This window comes from Acidobacteriota bacterium (assembly GCA_018268895.1).
Classification (GTDB): domain Bacteria; phylum Acidobacteriota; class Terriglobia; order Terriglobales; family Acidobacteriaceae; genus Edaphobacter.
Genome location: JAFDVP010000012.1, coordinates 515016 through 534514 on the forward strand (window position 1 = coordinate 515016; position 19499 = coordinate 534514).

A 19499-nucleotide genomic window follows, 5' to 3' on the forward strand; every position below is an offset into this window, starting at 1 on the left:
AACGGGACAAGCCGGAGACCCCTCGTATGGAGCGCGCATACATCATGAAACACTCCTCGAAACTGATCCGCGGTCTTGTGGCTGCCTCGTTGATAACGCTATCGGCGGCGCCGGTGTTTGCCTTCTCTGGTGTCCTGAATCTGTACGCAGCCGACAACGATCCGGCCGGATTCGGGAGGCTGGATCCCTCGCCCCCCACCGGCATCACCGTCGACGAGATCATCAAAAAGTTCGGTGAGCGCGAAAGCGCCTTCAACCAAGCGCGGCAGAACTACATCTTTCGCCAGAGCGTGAAGATCCAAACCATCTCCGAGGAGAACAACCGCCCCGACGGCGAATATCAGCAGGTCACCGATATCACCTTCGACAAACAGGGAAGGCGCGAGGAGCACGTTGTCTTCGCTCCTCAGAACACGCTCGAGCGCGTCATCATGACCCCTGCCGATATGGAGGAGATCCAGCACCGGCTGCCCTTCGTCCTCACCGCCGAGGAGATGCCGCAGTACGACATCACGTACCTGGGCCGCCAGAAGGTCGACGACCTCGACACCTACGTCTTCTCCGCAGGCCCAAAAACTTTAGAGAAGGGCAAGCGCTATTTTGAAGGCAAGGTCTGGGTCGATCAGCAGGACTATCAGATCGTCCTTATTAATGGAAAGACAGTTCCGCAGGACATGAGGCGCGGCCACGAAGACCTGCAACCGCCCTTCACCACCTATTACGAACAGGTCGACGGCAAATACTGGTTCCCCACCTACACCAAAGCTGAGGGCACGCTACACTTTCCCGCTGCGAACGGCTCGCTGAGCCAGGACATTCACATGCGCAACATCGTGCGCTACACCGACTACAAGCAGTTCCACGCCACCAGCCGCATCATCTACAACGGCGAGGACATTACCAACAACAAGGCGCCGCAGGACAACAAGCAGCCCCCTTCCACCCCGCCTAAAAAACCTTAGCCCCATGAAAATGAACCAGGACAGCGATGCCGCCTCAATCGAGGCGGCATCGCTGTCCTGAAAGCTATTTACTTTGTCTCGCAGTGAGCGTCCGGGTCAGCATGCTGGCCCATCATCCAGCGGTCCATCAACGTACCCGCACACCTTGCACCGCACAGGTGCTTGACCCCATCGGAGTGCGCGTGAAATGTCTGCCACCGTGTGAGCTTGATCAGCGGTTGATCTTCCTCGGGGCGCTGTCCGGGAAAGCAGTCCACCCAGGCTAGCCACCAGCCTTCCGTCTCCTTCTTTGCGCCGCATACATCACACGTATAGCTTTCGCTGTAAGCCATTTCCTTCTCCTGCCGCTCAAAATATCACACGCCCGTTAGCGCAAGGCCATTGGATCGACGCGTCCGGAATCGGCGTGCATCTGCCAGTCCGATTCGTCCACCGCCTCGAAGTCTTCGCCCTTCACGGCCCTCAGCTTGTTCAGGTCGCTATCGCTCCAACGCTTGTCCGGCTCGCCGATGATAAACCACGGCCCGCCGTTATCCGTCAGAAACATCCCGTACTTCTTCAGGCCTTTGAGAATGATCTGGTTCTCTTTGGAGAACTTCGAGATATCGAAATCGGCCCTTAGTCGGAATCGCTGCCCCATGGGAGGATAGCTCGGATCGTTCAGCCTCGATGCGAAGTGCCGCGCAGGCCAGACATACGCTCGCTGCGTCTTCGGCGTTGTGAACCGGATTGCGTGCTTTACCTCTCCCGCCGCAACCTCATCGTAGCGAAGAAGTCCGGGGAGAACCGCCATGCCAGCGGCGTCCGTCGAGGTCTTGCCGTCCCCTCGCAGCGCATTGCTGGTCAGGTCCATCTTGATGCCGGCGCCGGCTGCCCAGCTACCGTTCTTCTGCTTCACTACGCCGCCAAGTTCGGTCAACATGCAGCGCCCTTCGTCGATCATGATCACATGCCTGTCGGAGTCTTCCGGCGAATTCCATCCCCCTTCCATCAGGGCGCCTTCAGGTGTTGGATAGTGGCCGGGGTCGCTCTCATCTCCATACAGAAACGTGATCGGAAGGCGCGGGCGGTTCGGCTTGACGATGGTGATCGGGATGCCGTTTGCCGGGTCTGACCCGAAGTTTGGCCGCAGCGGAAGTGCTGGCCCCATCCGCTGAATATAGTCGTCGGAGTGCTTGTCCTTCTTGAGGGTATCGATCGGCGTGTTCCACACGTTGTCCGCGGGAAAAATGGGGCAGCCGGCGATATGCGGCCCCGAACTGGAGACCGGTCCAGCGGCCCCGCTCATGCCGGAGCTAACGGCCGCAGCCTTCGACGCTGCCATCACCGCATCGGTTTCAGAGGGTGCCTTCGGATGCCACACCAGAACAACAACGGCGGACGCGAACAGGACAGCGCCCATCAGTTTCCCTTTGCCTGCCCTCATGAAACCTCCGTCTCGCCACAAGCTCCTGAACCGGGCGATGGCTTCATCATAGTCTCATGAAGGCATCCGAAAAACACCTACCTGGCCGGGCAGATGCTCTCTCCTATATCGGACTTTGCGAATGGCGCCATAATCGACGCTACGGATTCGAGCTTTCCATTCTTCGCCACGCACTGGATCCGCGCCGCATCTTCGATGTTCTTTAAAGGATCGCCCGAGACGATGATCAGATCGGCGAGCTTTCCTGGCTCCAGCGTACCCAGGTCCCTGGTCAAGCCATACGCCTTTGCAGAAAGACTGGTGGCAGTCTCCAGCGCCTGCCAGGGTTCGAGATGTCCATACTTCACCTGGGCACGAAGATTCAGATGAAGACTGGTGGCAGGAATATCGAGCGGCGAGTCCGTACCGGCAAGAATCAGCCCGGCCTTGCGGTATGTGTTCGCTACAACAGACTCTTCATTTTGAAGGCGGGCCGTCATCGCGCTCATGTCGGTGTGCGTGGCCGTCTCCACTGCGGCACGTAGACGCTTGTTCTCCCACGGCGGCGCTATCGCCTGGCGCGGATCGGTCGCCATGCCCGGATCGTCCGCGTATGGAACCTGCGAGAACGTTGTCGAGATCGTCCACATCCCGGAGTCGACCAGCAGCTTCTGCACATCGCTGTAAGAGTGCCCGGTCAGCGAGCGCGAGTAGGCCCAGCCTGTGCGAGCCGTGGCAGAGAGATGGCTCATCCCGTCTTCACCCAAAGCAACCGCCGGCAGCAGATAGTGCGATGCCGTCTCCACGCCCATCTGCGAATGCGCATAGTCGACACCTTCTTTCGCCCACGCATAAGGGAGCCGAACGTAGAGCTTCACAAAGTCGAAGTCCAGCGCCTTCAGCCGATCAAACTCACGATGAAGCTGCTCCTCCGACGTTGTCGCAATCATCATCGGGTAGTAGACGCGCTCGCCATCCACCGCTTCGCCGGTATTGAAGACGCGCGGCCCGGTAGCCGCTCCGGAGATATATGACTCCTTATGCTCCAAGGCGCGGTATGCGTTGTCTGCGATCCCCCTCAGTTCGGTGACGCCGTAGATCAGCCAGAGACGCCCCATCCGGTCGCCGTAATAGATACCGTTGTCGGAGTCGGCGTGAACATGGTTTTCAAACAGCCCCGGCAGAACCGTCGAATCCGGGGCCTCGATCGTCTGCGTCACGCCTGCCGGAGGAGTTGCCGCGTGTGGCCCGACGCTGGTGATGCGATTGTCTGTGACTAAAACATCCACATCCTTTAATTCTTCGGGGCCGCTTCCCTTCCAGAACCTTCCGGCATGGATCAGCAGCTTCTGCTTTGGCTTTGCCTGCGTATAAGTCAGGTCGACAGGAACAGGGGTGATCTTCCCCGTCGCACGATCGATCATCCGAAGCCTGCCGTTCGAGAGATAAAGGATGTGCGCGGAGTCTCCGGACCACGTCGGCGCATCGGTCGTCTCGTCATTCAGCTTCACTGCCGGGCCCGAGGGATATCCATCAGCGTCGACCGGCATCGTGTAAAGCTGGTCGCGGAGCACGAAGGCCAGCTCCTTGCCATTTGGCGCGTAGATCGGGCCATCTTCTGTGCGCGTCGTCACCGACTCATATGGCGCCGGCGAATAGAACTTCGTCGCCTTCGTCGCAAGATCGACCATCAGGAAGTCGCTGGTGCCCTCTCGAAAACGCTTTGAATACGGATGGATGGTCGCAATAGCAACAGTCTTTCCATTGGGAGCGAAGGCAGCGCGGCCCGGAAAGAACGTCGCGGCAGCCAGCGGCGAGATCTTTCCTGAAGCAACGTCGATCAGCAGCGTCGCGCCGGTCTGGTCCTGAAACGCAATCAGCTTTCCATCAGGCGACCAGGCAGGCATGATCTGCGCGTTATTGCCTGGTGCGATACGCCAGTCATCTTCCGTCGAATCCAGGTTCGAAACATCGTGCAGATAAATGTTCTCGATCCCACTGCGATCGGAGACATAGGCCAGCCACTTTCCGTCGGGAGAAAACGCCGGCCCCTGTTTGTAGAACACATCGTGCGTAATCGCCGCCGGGGCCTCGCCGATGGTCATCACGTAGAGCTGGTTCAAGGCAACAAATGCCACCTGCCGGCCATCCGGCGAAAACGCTGGAGCATAGATTCCCTTGACCGCATGTGGAGCCGCTTCATCGAAGTCATACTGCCTATGCGCATACTGCGGACGAACATGCGGGATTGCCGCAGTAAATGCGATCGCTGTCTCCGCTGATGCGGGCAGCTTCACCCTCAGTATTTTTCCGCTGCCTGTATAGATCAGCTCCGCATCTGAAAGCCACGTTGCCGGAAATGGAAACGCATCATCGGACTTGCCTATATATATTGGCTTCGAAGCATCTGCAACAGTGGCGACAATCAGGCGGCTCCTGCTAAGGGCCGCGCCGGAACCGTCGGACCGCACATACGCAATATGCGAGTCATCTGGCGAAAAGCTCGGAGCATTCACACGCGCCTTCAGCGGGTCAACTAGCGCAATCGTCGAACGCTTCCCATTGCCAAGCTCTATGGTCTCAATCGCCTTCGCCTGGATGCCGGAGCCCGACACAAACACAAGGCGCTTGCCGTCGTGCGACCAGTTCGGCTCATACTCGTCTTCCGCCGAATGAGTGATCTGCTTCAGATCGCTCCCGTCGATCTTCACCGTCCATATGTCGTATGACCCCTTGAAGGCACGGTCGGAGGAAAACGCAATCGTGCTTCCATCGGGCGACAGTCGAGGTTCGCGGTCATCGCCATGTCCATTTGTCACTTGCTTCAACCCGCTGCCATCGGGCTTCATCGTCCAGATATGGAATGTTCCACCGGCGTAGCACTGTAGAGCAACAAGATCTCCTTTTGCCGACCAGTCAGGGTGCGACGCCTCCTGCATGGGTGAAGTCAGTTGCTTTGCAACTCCTCCAGCCGATGGAATCGAGAAGATCAGTCCCTGGACATCGGCAAGAAGCGTCTTGTGGTCCGGCGAGACCGCTACCTGCATGTCGGTGCCTTCGTCGACCGTGATGGTCTTCGACCTGGGCGTGGCGGCAACACCACAGGAAGAGATGAGACCGGCAACAATTGCGCAGCGGATGGGCCGCAAAACATGGTGCATAGGAATTTCCTCTCAATGGCAGACGCACAGTGAAGTTTCAACCATTTCGACCGAGGCTGCCGATGTTACCAGACCTCAGAGCGCAGCGTGAGAGAGGCAGAACACTGAGAGCCGACACAACCGCCGGGAAGTGCGCATGAGATACATTCCTTTGAACCCGCTTGTTCTTAAGGCTTTCCAACGTAATCGCGATAAGCCGGAAGTCCCAGGTCAGGAAGACTCGTCGCCTGCATCGCCGCACGAACGATCGCGCGCGCCATCACGGTCGCGGCGATGGCCCCTATTGCCGTCACATCGGCCTTCTCCTTTGCGGTCCCGGTGGACATCGAAAAGATCGTGTCGCCATCGCCCATCGTATGCACAGGGTTGATCGCGCGCGCGTAGCCGTCATGGGCCATCTGCGCAATCTTCGTCATCTGTGTCTTGGTGAAGGGAGCATTCGTCGCGACAACGCCGATCGTCGTATTCGCGGCATTCTGCACCACGACGCGATAGCCGTTCATCATCGCTTCCATCGAATCGCGATAGCCCTTCCCGTCTTCGCTTCGCGCACCAGCAACGACCTTGCCCGTGTGCGGATTGACGACGTCACCCACTGCATTCACGGCGACCAGCGCGCCAACCACGATGTCCGTGCCGGGCACTTTATGGCTCGCCGTACCAAGCCCCGACTTCATCGTGTACTTCGGCCCGAACATCTTACCGATCGTTGCGCCCGCTCCCGCACCAACGCAGCCCTCGGCCACCGGCTCGCTCGACGCCGCCAGGCATGCCTTATAGCCGTGCTCTTCGCCCGGACGAATCTTGAAGTCTCCGACACCCAGGTCCATCAGAATGGCCGCAGGCACAATCGGGACAACGCCCAGTTTGCCAATCTTGTAGCCGAGGTTGTGCTCCTCAAGCCACTTCACCACGCCGGTAGCGGCGGCAAGTCCATACGCGCTACCGCCCGAGAGCAGGATCGCCTGTACCTGCTGCACCGAATTGATCGGCGACAACAGATCGGTCTCGCGTGTCCCCGGCGCCGATCCACGCACGTCAACGCCAGCCGTCGCGCCGGTCTCGCAGATCAGTACCGTGCACCCCGTGGGCCGTTCCTTCAGCGTGTGATGGCCGACCTTCAACCCGGGCACATCTGTAATCGAGCCGCCGGGAGGCAGCGGCGAAGGCTCGTTGGCGGCAAACGCAGCCGTCGAAGGCAGCGCTGCGGCAAGCGGAAGACCAAGCAGATTGCGGGCAAACTCACGACGTTTCATCGATCAAACCTCTCCAGGACAATATCAAACGATTCGTTGCTATGAAACGACCCCTTCAACATGCGACGTCGGCTTGGGCGTCGCAGGAGCGAATACTCGAAACCCGATCATTACGATGGCTGCTGTGAGTATGCCGATGGCCTGCGGTGAAAGCACTCCCACGCCGCTGCCGTGCGTTACACGAATCGCAACCAAAGTAGCCGCAAGCGCTGCAAAGATACTACTCAGCGCCGCCGCCGACAGCACCCGCCGCGAATACAGTCCGGCAACAACCGGCACAAACAGTGACACAGCAATCAATCCATAAAAAATGGAGACCGCCTGAATAATTGACGGCAGAACAGCAGCCAGCAGTATTCCGGTAACTCCCGCGAGTACCGACGCCACCCGGCTTACCCACAGCAACTTCACCTGCGACACACCGGGGTTCAAAAATGTCTTGTAGAGATCGACCGCCAGCGACGTCGAAAGCATGAACAGGATCGCGTCCGTCGCACTCAGTTCTGCTGAAAAGATCGCCGCCAGCGTCCAGATCCCCAGCCACTTCGGCAGCAGCATCTTCATCGCCGCGGGCAGCGCAAGCTCGGGGTTCGCAAGGTGCGGCAGCGCTGCAAACGCGCAAAGCCCAAGCACCGCAGGCACGAACGCAAAGATCGCCTGGCCCAGCGAGTTCATGCTCACGCCCCGCCGCACAGTCGCCACGTCCTTCGCGCCATAGACCTTTTGCACCAGCCCCGGCGAAATCATGAACGACGGCATCAGGATGGCGAACCACGCCAGCACCTGCTTCGCTCCCGCGCCCGTAACGCTGAACAGCGCCGCCGTCTTCTCCGCGCTGCCGGTGTTTGCGAGCACCATGTCGTGCATGTGCGACCATCCGCCCAGCGCGTGCAGCGCGAACGGCACCGCCAGCAGCAACCCCGACATCGTCACCGCCAGCTCGAACATGTTCACGAACGACGAAGACATCATTCCGCCCGCCGTGCAATAAACGATCGCCACCACGCCGCCGATCAGACACCCCTGCCACTTCGGAATCCCCGCGACCGTGTTCAGGATCCACGAGATCGCAATCAACTGCCCCGCAAGAATCGCCAGCGCGCCAAACCAGAACAGGATCGAGATGACCGCCTTCACCGCCTTGCTGTAACGAAACTCAAGGTAGTCTTGCAACGTCGCAAGGTTGTTGGCCTTAGCGATCTTCCACAGCTTCGGCCCCAGAAACTGCGACAACAAAAACGTGCCGATGCACGCCGAGCCCACCCACCACCATGCCGACATTCCCAGCCGATAGCCCAGGCCTGTCGCCCCTACGGTCGAGCCTGCGCCGATATTGGCCGCCAGAAATGTCGCAAACAATCTTCCCGTTCCGAGGCTACGCCCCGCAACCAGAAAGTCCGACGAATTCTTCACCCGCCGGCTCATCACAATGCCGAGCCCCATCAGAAAGATGGAGTACACCAGCAGCGCGATGAGGTAGATATTCATTTGGTCCCCAGCAATTGCACCGCCGTCAACGCCATCACCTTCGCCGAAGCAACGATGTCGTCGATCATGCAGTACTCGTCCGGCAGGTGCGCCTGACTCAGCAGCCCCGGCCCATATGCCACGCACTGCGCCACGTTGGCGATGCGCACGACGTGCTTCTGATCATACGTTCCCGGGCTCGCTGCAAACACCGCCTTCTTCCCCACCACCTGATCGATACATCCGCCAAGCGTCTGCACCAGGTCGCAGCTCTCGTCTGTGTGCACGGGATGCACGATCATCAGGTCTTCCATCGTGTACTTGAACTCCGGGTTCGCAGCCTTGAAGGCCTCCAGCATCTCCACAACCTCACCCTTCACCTCGTCGAACGATTCTTCTGTGAGAAAGCGACGGTCGAAGATCGCCCCCGATCGATCGGCCACGCAAGGCGAGTGCGTCCCTTCTTCCGGCTGCCCTCCAAATACAGAATTCACGTTGATACTCGCATAGCGCGACTTCGGCGGCTGCACCGGAATCGCCGTCTTCCGCGTGGCCAGCTTCGGCTTCAAGTCGTGCGTCACTCCGTGCAAAAAATCTGCGAGATGGTCGATCGCGCTCACTCCCAGGTGCGGCATACTCCCATGCGCGATGCGCCCGTGCGTCGTCACCTTGAACCAGTAGACTCCGCGATGCCCCAGGTAGATGTGGCTCGTGTCCGTCGGCTCCGTGATGATGACATAGTCGTTCTTGTCCTTGCCCAGCCAGCCCTGCCGCGCGAGATACGCTACACCCGCAAAGCCGCCACTCTCCTCGTCCACGCTTCCGCTCTGTTCCACGGTGCCGCGCAGCTTCTGCCCCGCGCGCCTCACCGCTTCAACTGCATAGATCGACGCCGCAATTCCAGCCTTCTGATCGGAAACCCCGCGCCCATACATCCTGCCGTCTTCAATCACCGCGGCAAACGGGTCCTTCGTCCAGCCATCGCCCACAGGAACAACATCGAAGTGCCCGTTGAAGTGCAGCGAAGGCCGCGCCACCGACCCCGTCATGCGCCCAAACACATTCACCCTCGGATGCGCCGGCGTGTGCTCCTTCATTCCTTCGGCGGCAATGTAGTCGACCGCATAACCGAACTTCTTCAACTGACCGCCAATCAACTCCGCGCCAGCGACATAGTTCTCTCCCGGAGGATTCACCGTAGGCACACGGACCAGGTCCTGCAAGAACGAGATCATCTCGTCCTTGATCTGGTCCACGCTGCTACATATCGCATCCTGCACTTTTGCTGGTATCGCTGCTGCTGCCATCTCAAACCTCGCGGAAGAACGCTCGCCAGAAGCGAGGGGGAACGATGAACGCCGTCCGGACGGATTCGCGCATCCGCCCGGACGGCCTGTTGCTAGAAGCCGTACTTCACGGCAAGCTGAATTACACGCGAGTCGTTGCCAACCGTCGACGTAATACGTCCGAAGGTCGTAGCGCCAAACGTCAGACCCGGCTGCGCAAAGTGAGCTTCGTTGAAGACGTTGAAGACCTCAAACCGGAAGTCCGCGTGCTGGTTCTCCGTGATGCGGAAGATCTTGAAGATCGACGCGTCCGTCGTATTGAACCCCGGCCCGACAATCACGCCTCTCGGCTCGTTGCCCGACTGGCTGTTATCGATCTTCGATCCGATCGTCGGCAGCGCGAAGCAGGACGTGTTGAAGAAGAGCTGCGTCGCTCCCGGCTTCTTCGCCGCTCCCTGGTTCGGGTTGCAGGTCATGTTCGGACGGAACGTGAGCGACTGCGCCGTATTCACCGAGTTGACCGCCGTAAGCGGATTGCCCGACTGCACCTGGAAGATTCCGTTCACCTGCCAGCCTCCAACCAGCAGTCGCTCGACCGCCGGCTTGCCCAGCAACCGCGGCAGCTCGTACCCGAAGCTCAGTACAAAGCGATTGCGCGTATCGAACAGCGCGTTGCCGCGTTCCCGCACCAGAGCTCGATCAATCGATGCGTCGTCGCCGATGGTCACCGGCAGAACTGGCCGCGAGTCGTTGCCGATGTTCAGGCCCGACACATCGTCGATCGAACGGCCCCAGGTGTATGCCGCCGTCGCCGTAGCGCGGTGCCAGCTACGCAGCGTCATCCGCGCTTGCAACGAGTCGTACCAGCTCTGCGCCACCGAGAACGTCGGCCGCGCCAGCGCCAGCGCTGGAAAGACTGCGCGCGTCCCCGCCGCATACGCATTCGTGGCGCTCGTCGACGCCACTACGTTCGTCGGGTTCACCTCGATGAAGATCGGCAACTGATACGCCCGCGTTCCAACGTAGCCCAGCTCGAAGCCCATGTTCTGCGTAAACTGGTGCTCGATCCCGAGGTTGTAATGCTGTACGCGCGGCGCCTTGTACGAGTGCGGCAGGCTCCAGCCGATGAAGGTGATCCCCGGAGGGAAGCCCACCGGCCCCGTCGCAGTTCCGGCGTATGGGTTCGAGAAGTACGTCGGACTCGCCTGGCTCAGCGGACGCGTGTTCAGGTCGATCTGTTGCAGCGGCTGGAAGGGTGGTGCGAGCGTGCCGTTCTGGAAGAAGTCGCCCTGCCCCGGAACGCTGTCGAAGTAGATGCCCCACGCCGCGCGCAAAACTGTCTTGCCGTCGCCGGCGGGATCGTAGATCGCGGCCAGCCTCGGAGAGATATTGTTGGTGTCGGCGTAATACGTCGCACCCGGCGTGTCCTTGTCGCCTGGATAGACCAGCCCCACAGGCGCATTCGGCTGTACCGTCGATTGCTGCCCCGGATGCAGCGCGGCAAGATGCCCCTTGGCCTCCGTGTAAGGCTGGTTCACCTCATAACGCCCGCCCACAACGACCGTCAGCTTCCGATTGATGCGGAACTGGTCCTGCGCATAGCCCGAGTACGTCCACGACTTGCCGTTCAACGCCGGATCGCCCGAGCCCTGCTGGAACGTCTGCGGCAGGCCAAGGAAGAAATCGGCAAGGGCATAGCCCGTATAGAAGTTTCCAAAGGTAAATGCGCCGTTGGGCCGGTTGATGTACAGCAGGCCGATTCCATCGCGCCGCACCTCTCCGCCAAACTGGAGGGTATGTTTGCCTTTGGTCCACGTGAAGTCGTCGGAGATGGTATCGACGCTGTTGCTGCGTGAAGCGAACGGCTGCTGCAGGTCGCCCTGGCTGAAGAAGCTGGTTACGACAACATTCGGCAGGCCCTTCGCCTGCGGGTTCGACGAGTTGAACGCATATCCTGCCGTCTTCAGATCAAGACCGCTGGTTGCGTTGGGCGTACCGCCGATCCACTGGCGCGCATAACGGGCAACGTTGATCTTGTTCGAGCTGATCACCCACGTGTCCGACCCCATCGCATCCTGCAGCGTCATGATCTGGCGGTTGCCCGTCGTCGGAAAGTTCGATGGGGTGATCGGCCCGTACAGGTTCTGGTGCGACCGCATGTAACGGCCAAGCAGCGAATGGCTGCTCAGCTTGAGGTCCGTGCGAATACCCCACATATCGCGGTTGTCGATATTCGCGGGAGAGGCCACGTAGAACCCGCCCGGCGAATTGGGTAGAGGAATGTAAGTCGACAGAAGGTAGTTCGTCACCGCGCTCATACGCGAGGGATCGATCCGGTTCGGAGTTCCCAGATAGTTGAATTGCGTGCCGTTCAAAGGATCGCGGATCGTTACGCCCGAAGCCGAGAAGTCTCCACCACGCTCCGCCGACGTCAGCACTCTCTGGTTCAGCACATTCCTGGTCGCATCCTTCAGCCGGAAGCCTTCATAAAAACCGAAGACGAACAGACGGTCGCGAATGATCTTGCCGCCCGCCGCGCCGCCAAACTGGTTCTGCTGATAGTTCGGCTTCACCGTCGAAAAATAGTTCTTCGCCGCCAGCGCCGCCTCGCGGTTGAACTCCCACACACCGCCGTGCCAGGTGTTCGTTCCCGAGCGCGTGACCACGTTCACAACCGCGCCCGCGCTCCGGCCGTACTGCGCGTCATAGGAGTGCGTCATGATCTTAAACTCCTCGATCGCATCAGGAGGAGGCCGCATCACGAACCCGCTATTGAACGAGTCGTTGTTCGGCGCGCCGTCGAGCAGAAAGCTGTTCGACTGGTTCCTCATGCCGTTCACATTGAAACTGCCCGTCGTATTCCCGAAGCCGCCCGGCGTCGCATTGCCATCCGTCCCGCCCAGCGTGGCCGGGGCCGCAATCACGCCCGGAATCAGCGTGCCCAACTGCGCAAAGCTTCTGCCATTCAGCGGCAGGTCCACGACGGCCTGGTGATCGACCACCGTGCCCAGCGTCGCGTTGCCCGTCTCCACCAGCGGAGCGGCGCCGGTCACGGTCACCTCTTCCACCACGCCGCCGACCGCCAGATGAACGTCGATGCGCGTCGTGCCGTTGACGACCACCTGAACCTTCTCGACGTTGATCGTTTTGAAGCCCGTCGACGTCGCCTTCAGCCGGTACTCGCCCGGGTTCACCAGAGGAAACTGGTACGCGCCGTCGGAGGCAGAGGTTACGGTGCGCGTCTCCGAGGTCGCCATACTGGTCAGCTCAACCTTGACCCCAGGCACCACCTGCCCGGCCGGATCGGAGACGACACCCGCCACCACGCCAGTAGCCTGCGCCACCAGGTCGCGGCATCCGCAGAACAACCCAGCAACCAACAACACAGGAAGAAGGCGGCGAACTGCCGCAAGGGAACCACTCAGGGAGCGAACAAGTGCCTCACGCATAAAACCTCCGAACAATTGCAAAAATAGAGGTATAGCCTGCACCTATGCCACAGGTGCTTTGAATGCCATGCTGCTTCACTACGGGATTGGGGTGACAATATACTGACCCGCTCACCTTGTCAACAAACGGTATACTGTTCGTGAACATTTTCAATACCGTTGCCGCTTGCGCTGCCGTATATCCTGACAAGGCCAGTTCTGCTGTATTAAATCACTTCTTTCGTGGAGCCTTATGGAAAGCATCGTAGAACCTCTTTACCGCAAGGTTCGACAGGACATCGTCGAATGCGAGCTGACGCCCGGCCGGGCCTTCTCCGAGGCCGAGCTCGGACGCCTCTACAATACCAGCCGCACACCGGTACGCGAAGCCTGCCGCCGCCTGGAGCATGAGGGACTGATCCGCATCATCCCCTTCCGCGGATATATGATCGCCCCACTCTCCGTCGCAGAGTTTCACGACCTCGAAGAGATGCAGCTCATTTTTGAGCCCGAGGCCGCCGCACTCGCCGCAGAACGCGCCAATTCCGAAGAGTTAAACCAGATGAGAGACCTCGCCACCTACGAGTACCGCGTCGGCGACCGCTCCAGCTACCGCGAGTTCATCCAGAAGAACTACCAGCTTCACACGCTTATCGCGCAGTCCACCCGCAACAAGCGGCTCTTCGACCTCGTCTCAAACATACACATCCGGCTGATGCGCTTCTTCTATCTCGGACTGCCGTTTGACTCCTACGGCCCGGCGCTCGTGGCCGAGCACATCAGAATCGTCGATGCCATCTGTGACCGCGATGCCGAAGAGGCGCGCTGTCGCGCCAAAGAGCACATCCGCATGGCCATGGACCGCAGCGCAAGCCTCCTGATGAGCGCCATCCGCTTTGGCGAAGCTGTCTTCGACGCCAGCAACTCACTCGACGGCACAATTCCCAATACCCGTTCCCGCGCCCGTCGCGCTTGAAGGCAAAAATAAGATGAATAGAGAATTGTCATCCTGAGCAAAGTCATTGCGAAGCAATGACGCAGTCGAGGGACCTGCATTTTGCCGGTAGCGCCTTAGACCGTTCAGGAAAAGAGACCGGCACACAATCAGCACCAGTACGGAGTTCTCACATGTCAGAACAGCTCACCTCGCAGCAAGTCATCCAGCTCACCAAGGACCACAACTTCGGAACCTGGCGCAAGCAGAAGTTCTGGAACCCCAACCACCTCGTCTCCGCCGACGGATGCTACTTCACCGACGGCAACGGCAAGCGCTACCTCGACTTCTCCTCGCAGCTCATGTGCTCCAACCTCGGCCACAACAACAAGGCCGTCATCGAGTCCATCAAACAACAGGCCGAGACCCTCGCCTATGCCGCGCCCTTCTACGCGACCACTGCGCGCGCCGAGCTGAGCAAGCTGCTGCTCGAGGTCCTCCCCGCCGGACTCACCAAGTTCTTCTTCACCACCTCCGGCACCGATGCCAACGAGGCCGCCTTCAAGATCGCGCGTATGTACACCGGCAAGACGAAGGTCATCTCGCGCTACCGCAGCTACCACGGCTCCACCTCCATGTCGATCGCCGCGACCGGCGACCCGCGCCGCTGGCCCATGGAGCCGCGCGGCAAGGGCCAGGGCATCCTCTTTTCACCCGAGGTCAACTGCTACAAGTGCCCGCTCAAGCACACCTACCCCGACTGCGGCATCGCCTGCGCCGACTACCTCGACTACATGATCGCCAATGAGGGCGACGTCGCCGCCGTCCTGGTCGAGCCCGTCGTCGGCACCAACGGCGTCCTTATCCCGCCGCCCGGCTACTTCCAGAAGCTGCGCGAGGTCTGCGACAAACACGGCGTCCTGCTCATCGCCGACGAGGTCATGGCCGGCTGGGGTCGCACCGGCAAGTGGTTCGCCGTCGACAACTGGGACATCAAGCCCGACATCCTCACCACCGCCAAGGGAATCACCTCCGCCTACGTTCCCCTCGGCCTCTGCGCCACCACGCAGAAGATCGCCGATTTCTTCGAGGAGAACTACTTCGCCCACGGACATACCTACGAGGCGCACCCCATGACCCTCGGCCCGGCCGTCGCCACCATCCGCGAGATGCAGCGGCTCAACCTCGTCGAGCGCGCCAACGAGATGGGAGCCTACCTCGGCGAAAAACTCCACGCCCTCAAGCCCAAGCACCCCTCCATCGGCGACGTGCGCGGCCTCGGCCTCTTCTGGGCCGTCGAGCTCGTCAAAGACCAGAAGGCCAAGACCCCCTTCAACACCTGGCAGGAGAAGCTCGACGGCAAACCCATCGTGGTCGAACAGATCGCCGCCAAGATGCTCGCCGAAGGTGTAGTGATGCAGGCATGGATGAGCCACTTCGTCCTCGCCCCGCCGCTCATCATCGAGAAGGCCGACATCGACAAGGCCGTCGATGCTCTCGACAAGGCTCTCATCATGGCGGACGAAGCGTTGCCTCAGCTTGCGACGGTGTAACGTGCGTAGATGGAAATCAGTTGGTGTTGTCGCAGAAAGGGATCCCATTTGGATTTCTGGTGTGAACGTTTGGGATCATGCCTGGAACAAAACGGATGAAGCCAACGTGCTGTTGCCCCATCCCAGCTATCCTTGGCAAATGCATGGCATGTCTATTTACGAGATTGCGGTAGATGACCGTCGCATCAGGTTTGCAACTGGCGAACTCTCAGCAAACGTTTGGGGATTCTATGAGCCTCAGTTATGAGGTTCACTTGTCCTTCGTGAGCCACACGTCGTGGACACCAGAAAGTTCTAAAGTCGTCCTCTAAGACCGGCTAAATACGAGGACACTCATGAAAGCCTGCGTTATTGCCATCTCTTTCATCACTTCCATTGCCTTCGCCGGGTGCCCCAGGTCTCGATTCTGAGACCTGGGTTCATCGCGCAAAGCGCGACAGCCTTTGTTTTTGCCGTTGCAGTTGCCTTTGCCGTCATTCTGAGCGCAGCGAAGAATCTCAGTATTTCGCTCGGAGCAGCAATTCCATTCGGGTGCCCCATCCTTCGCAGGTTCATCGCGAAGGGTGGGAAGCAAGACCCTACGAGGACAGACATGAAATCCGCGCTCGCCGTCGCCCTTCTCCTCGCCACCTCTGCCACCGCACAGATGCCGATGTCGCACGACGGCGACCACCGCCCCGTCCCTCTCGTCCACGGACTCGGCAACTCCGCGCACACCATCCGCACCACCAGCCCCGAGGCGCAGCGTTACTTCAACCAGGGACTCGACTACATCTGGGCCTTCAACCACGACGAGGCACGCCGCTCCTTCCAGAAGGCCGCCGACCTCGACCCCGCCGCCGCCATGCCGCTCTGGGGAGTCGCCCTCGCCGTCGGCCCCAACTACAACGACATCGACATCGGCCACCAGCGCGCGCAGCAGGCCATCGACGCTCTCGCCAAGGCCCGCCCCCTTGCACAAGCGCCCGAAGAGCAGGCCTATATCGACGCGCTCTCCACGCGCTACACCGGCACCGGCGACAACATCGCCGTCCGCGGCCCCGAGTACGCCGAAGCGATGAAGTCCCTCGCCGCCAAATACCCCGCCGACCTCGACGCCGCCACCCTCTACGCCGAAGCGTTGATGGACCTCAACCCCTGGAAGCTCTGGAACCCCGATGGCACCGCCGCGCCGCACACCGACGAGATCGTCTCCACGCTACAAGCGGTGTTGAAGAAAGACCTTCATCACGTAGGCGCGAACCATCTCCTCATCCACGCCACAGAGGCCTCACCGCATCCTGAGATCGCGCTCGCTGCCGCAAAGTATCTCGAAGACGCCACGCCCACCGCAGGCCACCTCGTCCACATGCCCGCGCACATCTACCAGCGCACCGGCAACTTCAACGGCTCCGCCCTGGCCAACGAGCGCGCCGTCGCCGCCGACCAGGCCTACTTCCAGTCGCAGCACCTCGATCACGTGACGAACATGTACTACAACATGTACTACGTGCACAACATTCACTTCCTCGCCGCCTCCTGCGCCATGGAGGGCAACAACGCCTGCACCCAGAAGGCCGCTCGCGAACTCGTCGCGCAAGTCCTGCCCGCGACCAAAGACCATCCCGAAACCGAGTGGTACATGCCGACGCAACCCTGGATGCTCACGCGCTTCCAGCAGTGGACGACCATCCTTGCCTCACCCATGCCCGAGCCGCGGCTCCAGAACCTCACCGCCTTCTGGCACTACGCACGCGGCAGCGCCTTCGCCGCGAAGCACCAGATCGCAGCAGCGCAAAAAGAGCGCGCCGCACTCGCCGCGAGAATCAACCAGCTCCCAGCCGACGCCATCCCCGACTTCCAGAATCCCGCCAAATCCGCGCTCCAGCTAGCGCTCGACGTGCTCGACGCCCGCATCCTCGAAGCACAGGGCAACCTCCCCGAGGCCATCGAGACATGGAAGAAGGCCGTCGCGCTCAACGACACCTTCCTCTACAACGAGCCCGCCGACTGGTACTACCCCGTGCGCGAATCGCTCGGCGGCGCACTCCTACGCAACCGCCAGCCCGCCGAAGCCGGAGCCGTCTTCCAACGCGACCTCGAAATCAACCCCGGCAACGGCCGCTCCCTCTACGGCCTCTGGCAGGCGCAACTCGCACAAAAGAAATCCGCCGAAGCCGCAAAGACACATGCCGAGTTTCAGAGCGCATGGCAACACGCCGACACCAAACTAAGCATCGGCACGCTGTAAGCGCCCAATAAAGACGACGTCATTCTGGCCCTTGAGCAAAGCGAAGGGGAAGAATCCCCTAGTCTCCTCGCGGCTGCACACATATCTTCGTGTGAACCACCAAACCGGTGCCCCATATCTGGCGGCATCATCGCCAGATGTGGGACATGCGAGCGAAGCTCGAACAGCCTTGAATAACAAAGAGGCCCCGGAACACCTCCGGGGCCTCCACAACCAAGATCACCTACCCAAGCGTAGGCATCGACGTATCCACGCCCTCGCGGAGCCCCGTCGGCCACCGCGCCGTGATTGTCTTGATCCGCGTGTAGAACCGCACACCCTCCGGCCCGTAGATCGAGTGATCGCCAAACAGCGAACGCTTCCATCCGCCGAAGCTATGGAACGCCATCGGCACGGGGATCGGGATGTTCACGCCAACCATGCCAACCTGGACATTGTTCGCGAACTCGCGAGCCGTGTCGCCGTCGCGAGTAAAGATCGACGTGCCGTTGCCGAACTCATGCTCGTCGATCAGCGCGAGCGCCGTCTTGAAGTTGTTCGTCCGCACCAGCCCCAGCACCGGCCCGAAGATCTCCTCTTTATAGATACGCATCTCCGGCTTCACGTGGTCGAACAGCGTCGCTCCCATGAAGAACCCTTCGCCCTTCGGCAGCGCTCCCTTGCGGCCATCGACAACCAGCTCCGCGCCCTCCTTCGCCCCCAGGTCCAGATATCCGCTCACGCGATCGAGATGCACCTTCGTCACCAGCGGCCCCATGTCGGCGCCCTTCTCCATGCCCGAAGAGATCTTCAGCTTGCCGATGCGCTCGATCACCTTCGCCCGCAGCGCATCCGCCGTCTCATGCCCCACGGCCACCGCAATCGAGATCGCCATGCAGCGCTCGCCCGCCGAACCATACGCCGCGCCCACCAGGGCATCGGCCGCCTGGTCCATGTCCGCATCCGGCATCACGATCATGTGGTTCTTCGCTCCGCCCAGCGCCTGCACACGCTTTCCGTGCGAGGTCCCCTTCGCATACACATACTCCGCAATCGGCGTCGAACCCACAAAGCTCACGGCCTTCACATCCGGGTGCTCCAGCAACCCGTCGACTGACTCCTTGTCTCCATGCACCACGTTGAAGACGCCATCCGGAAGCCCGGCCTCCTTCAGCAGTTCGGCAAGCACGATCGACACGCTGGGATCGCGCTCGCTCGGCTTCAGCACAAACGTGTTGCCGCACGCCAGCGCAATCGGGAACATCCACATCGGAACCATCGCCGGAAAGTTGAATGGCGTAATCCCCGCAACCACTCCCAGCGGCTGACGCAGCGACCAGCTATCGACGTCCGAGCCGACCTTCTCCGAGAACTCGCCCTTCAGCAGGTGCGGAATCCCCACCGCGAACTCCACCACCTCGAGCCCGCGCATCGCCTCGCCCTTCGCGTCCGAAAAGACCTTGCCATGCTCCGACGTAATGATCCCGGCGATCCGGTCGATGTTCTGCTCAAAAAGCTCGCGGAAGCGAAACAGCACGCGCGCCCGGCGCAGCGGAGGCAGCGCCGACCATGCGGGAAACGCCTCCTGCGCCGCCGCGACCGCCTTGTTCAGCTCCGCGCCATTGGCCAGCGGAAGCTTCGCCTGCACCTTGCCCGTCGCAGGGTTGAACACGTCGCCGAAGCGGCCCGACGAACCGGAGACTCGCGCGCCCCCGATCCAGTGTGTAATCTCGCGAACATCCGCGCCTGACGCTGCGGCCTCAGGTGCAATGGCTGTCGATGACATGGTGGAACCTCGATTCCCTGGAGATACGAATCAACTATATTCGCCTACCAAT

At 60.6% G+C, this 19499-nt stretch carries 12 protein-coding genes; 4 read left to right on the forward strand and 8 right to left on the reverse strand.

What is annotated here, in order from left to right:
- The first annotated feature begins 44 nt into the window (after positions 1 to 44).
- On the forward strand, positions 45 to 962 hold the full coding sequence (locus JSS95_15690; GenBank protein ID MBS1801254.1) for a hypothetical protein: 918 nt from the start codon (positions 45 to 47) through the stop codon (positions 960 to 962).
- Positions 963 to 1030: 68 nt separating this feature from the next.
- On the opposite strand, the gene JSS95_15695 is transcribed toward JSS95_15690, so the two are convergent.
- The 7 genes from JSS95_15695 to JSS95_15725 all read right to left on the reverse strand — a co-directional run bounded on the left by JSS95_15695 (position 1031) and on the right by JSS95_15725 (position 12986).
- Positions 1031 to 1294, reverse strand: coding sequence for a hypothetical protein (locus JSS95_15695; protein ID MBS1801255.1), 264 nt, complete (start codon positions 1292 to 1294; stop codon positions 1031 to 1033).
- A gap of 35 nt (positions 1295 to 1329) precedes the next feature.
- Entirely contained in the window at positions 1330 to 2250 is a 921-nt protein-coding gene (locus JSS95_15700) for a hypothetical protein (GenBank protein ID MBS1801256.1), read from the reverse strand.
- 215 nt (positions 2251 to 2465) lie between these two features.
- Positions 2466 to 5528, reverse strand: coding sequence for a PD40 domain-containing protein (locus tag JSS95_15705; protein MBS1801257.1), 3063 nt, complete (start codon positions 5526 to 5528; stop codon positions 2466 to 2468).
- Positions 5529 to 5695: 167 nt separating this feature from the next.
- Positions 5696 to 6784: a P1 family peptidase gene (locus tag JSS95_15710; GenBank protein MBS1801258.1), complete on the reverse strand. Its 1089-nt coding sequence runs from the start codon at positions 6782 to 6784 to the stop codon at positions 5696 to 5698.
- A gap of 39 nt (positions 6785 to 6823) precedes the next feature.
- Positions 6824 to 8272: a sodium:solute symporter family protein gene (locus tag JSS95_15715; GenBank protein ID MBS1801259.1), complete on the reverse strand. Its 1449-nt coding sequence runs from the start codon at positions 8270 to 8272 to the stop codon at positions 6824 to 6826.
- Entirely contained in the window at positions 8269 to 9558 is a 1290-nt protein-coding gene (locus tag JSS95_15720) for an acetylornithine deacetylase/succinyl-diaminopimelate desuccinylase family protein (GenBank protein MBS1801260.1), read from the reverse strand. The genes JSS95_15715 and JSS95_15720 overlap by 4 nt, the downstream gene beginning before the upstream one ends.
- 92 nt (positions 9559 to 9650) lie before the next feature.
- Complete coding sequence (locus JSS95_15725) at positions 9651 to 12986, reverse strand: TonB-dependent receptor (GenBank protein ID MBS1801261.1); 3336 nt, start codon at positions 12984 to 12986, stop codon at positions 9651 to 9653.
- Positions 12987 to 13218: 232 nt separating this feature from the next.
- Between JSS95_15725 and JSS95_15730 the strand changes: the two genes are divergently transcribed.
- The 3 genes from JSS95_15730 to JSS95_15740 all read left to right on the forward strand — a co-directional run bounded on the left by JSS95_15730 (position 13219) and on the right by JSS95_15740 (position 17682).
- Positions 13219 to 13941, forward strand: coding sequence for a GntR family transcriptional regulator (locus JSS95_15730; GenBank protein MBS1801262.1), 723 nt, complete (start codon positions 13219 to 13221; stop codon positions 13939 to 13941).
- A 152-nt stretch (positions 13942 to 14093) separates the two neighbouring features.
- Positions 14094 to 15452 (forward strand): aminotransferase class III-fold pyridoxal phosphate-dependent enzyme, encoded by a 1359-nt coding sequence (locus tag JSS95_15735; protein MBS1801263.1) that lies wholly within the window; start codon positions 14094 to 14096, stop codon positions 15450 to 15452.
- Positions 15453 to 16044: 592 nt separating this feature from the next.
- The gene (locus JSS95_15740) at positions 16045 to 17682 is read left to right on the forward strand and encodes a hypothetical protein (protein ID MBS1801264.1); all 1638 of its coding nucleotides are present in this window, start codon (positions 16045 to 16047) and stop codon (positions 17680 to 17682) included.
- 223 nt (positions 17683 to 17905) lie between these two features.
- Here the strand turns inward: JSS95_15740 and JSS95_15745 are convergent, their stop codons facing one another.
- Entirely contained in the window at positions 17906 to 19447 is a 1542-nt protein-coding gene (locus tag JSS95_15745; GenBank protein ID MBS1801265.1) for a CoA-acylating methylmalonate-semialdehyde dehydrogenase, read from the reverse strand.
- Between the last annotated feature and the right edge of the window lie 52 nt (positions 19448 to 19499).

Coding starts and splice junctions, on each gene's coding strand:
- JSS95_15690 (MBS1801254.1), top strand. CDS start 45: ATGAAACACTCCTCGAAACTGATCCGCGGTCTTGTGGCTGCCTCGTTG.
- JSS95_15695 (MBS1801255.1), bottom strand. CDS start 1,294: ATGGCTTACAGCGAAAGCTATACGTGTGATGTATGCGGCGCAAAGAAG.
- JSS95_15700 (MBS1801256.1), bottom strand. CDS start 2,250: ATGAGCGGGGCCGCTGGACCGGTCTCCAGTTCGGGGCCGCATATCGCC.
- JSS95_15705 (MBS1801257.1), bottom strand. CDS start 5,528: ATGCACCATGTTTTGCGGCCCATCCGCTGCGCAATTGTTGCCGGTCTC.
- JSS95_15710 (MBS1801258.1), bottom strand. CDS start 6,784: ATGAAACGTCGTGAGTTTGCCCGCAATCTGCTTGGTCTTCCGCTTGCC.
- JSS95_15715 (MBS1801259.1), bottom strand. CDS start 8,272: ATGAATATCTACCTCATCGCGCTGCTGGTGTACTCCATCTTTCTGATG.
- JSS95_15720 (MBS1801260.1), bottom strand. CDS start 9,558: ATGGCAGCAGCAGCGATACCAGCAAAAGTGCAGGATGCGATATGTAGC.
- JSS95_15725 (MBS1801261.1), bottom strand. CDS start 12,986: ATGCGTGAGGCACTTGTTCGCTCCCTGAGTGGTTCCCTTGCGGCAGTT.
- JSS95_15730 (MBS1801262.1), top strand. CDS start 13,219: ATGGAAAGCATCGTAGAACCTCTTTACCGCAAGGTTCGACAGGACATC.
- JSS95_15735 (MBS1801263.1), top strand. CDS start 14,094: ATGTCAGAACAGCTCACCTCGCAGCAAGTCATCCAGCTCACCAAGGAC.
- JSS95_15740 (MBS1801264.1), top strand. CDS start 16,045: ATGAAATCCGCGCTCGCCGTCGCCCTTCTCCTCGCCACCTCTGCCACC.
- JSS95_15745 (MBS1801265.1), bottom strand. CDS start 19,447: ATGTCATCGACAGCCATTGCACCTGAGGCCGCAGCGTCAGGCGCGGAT.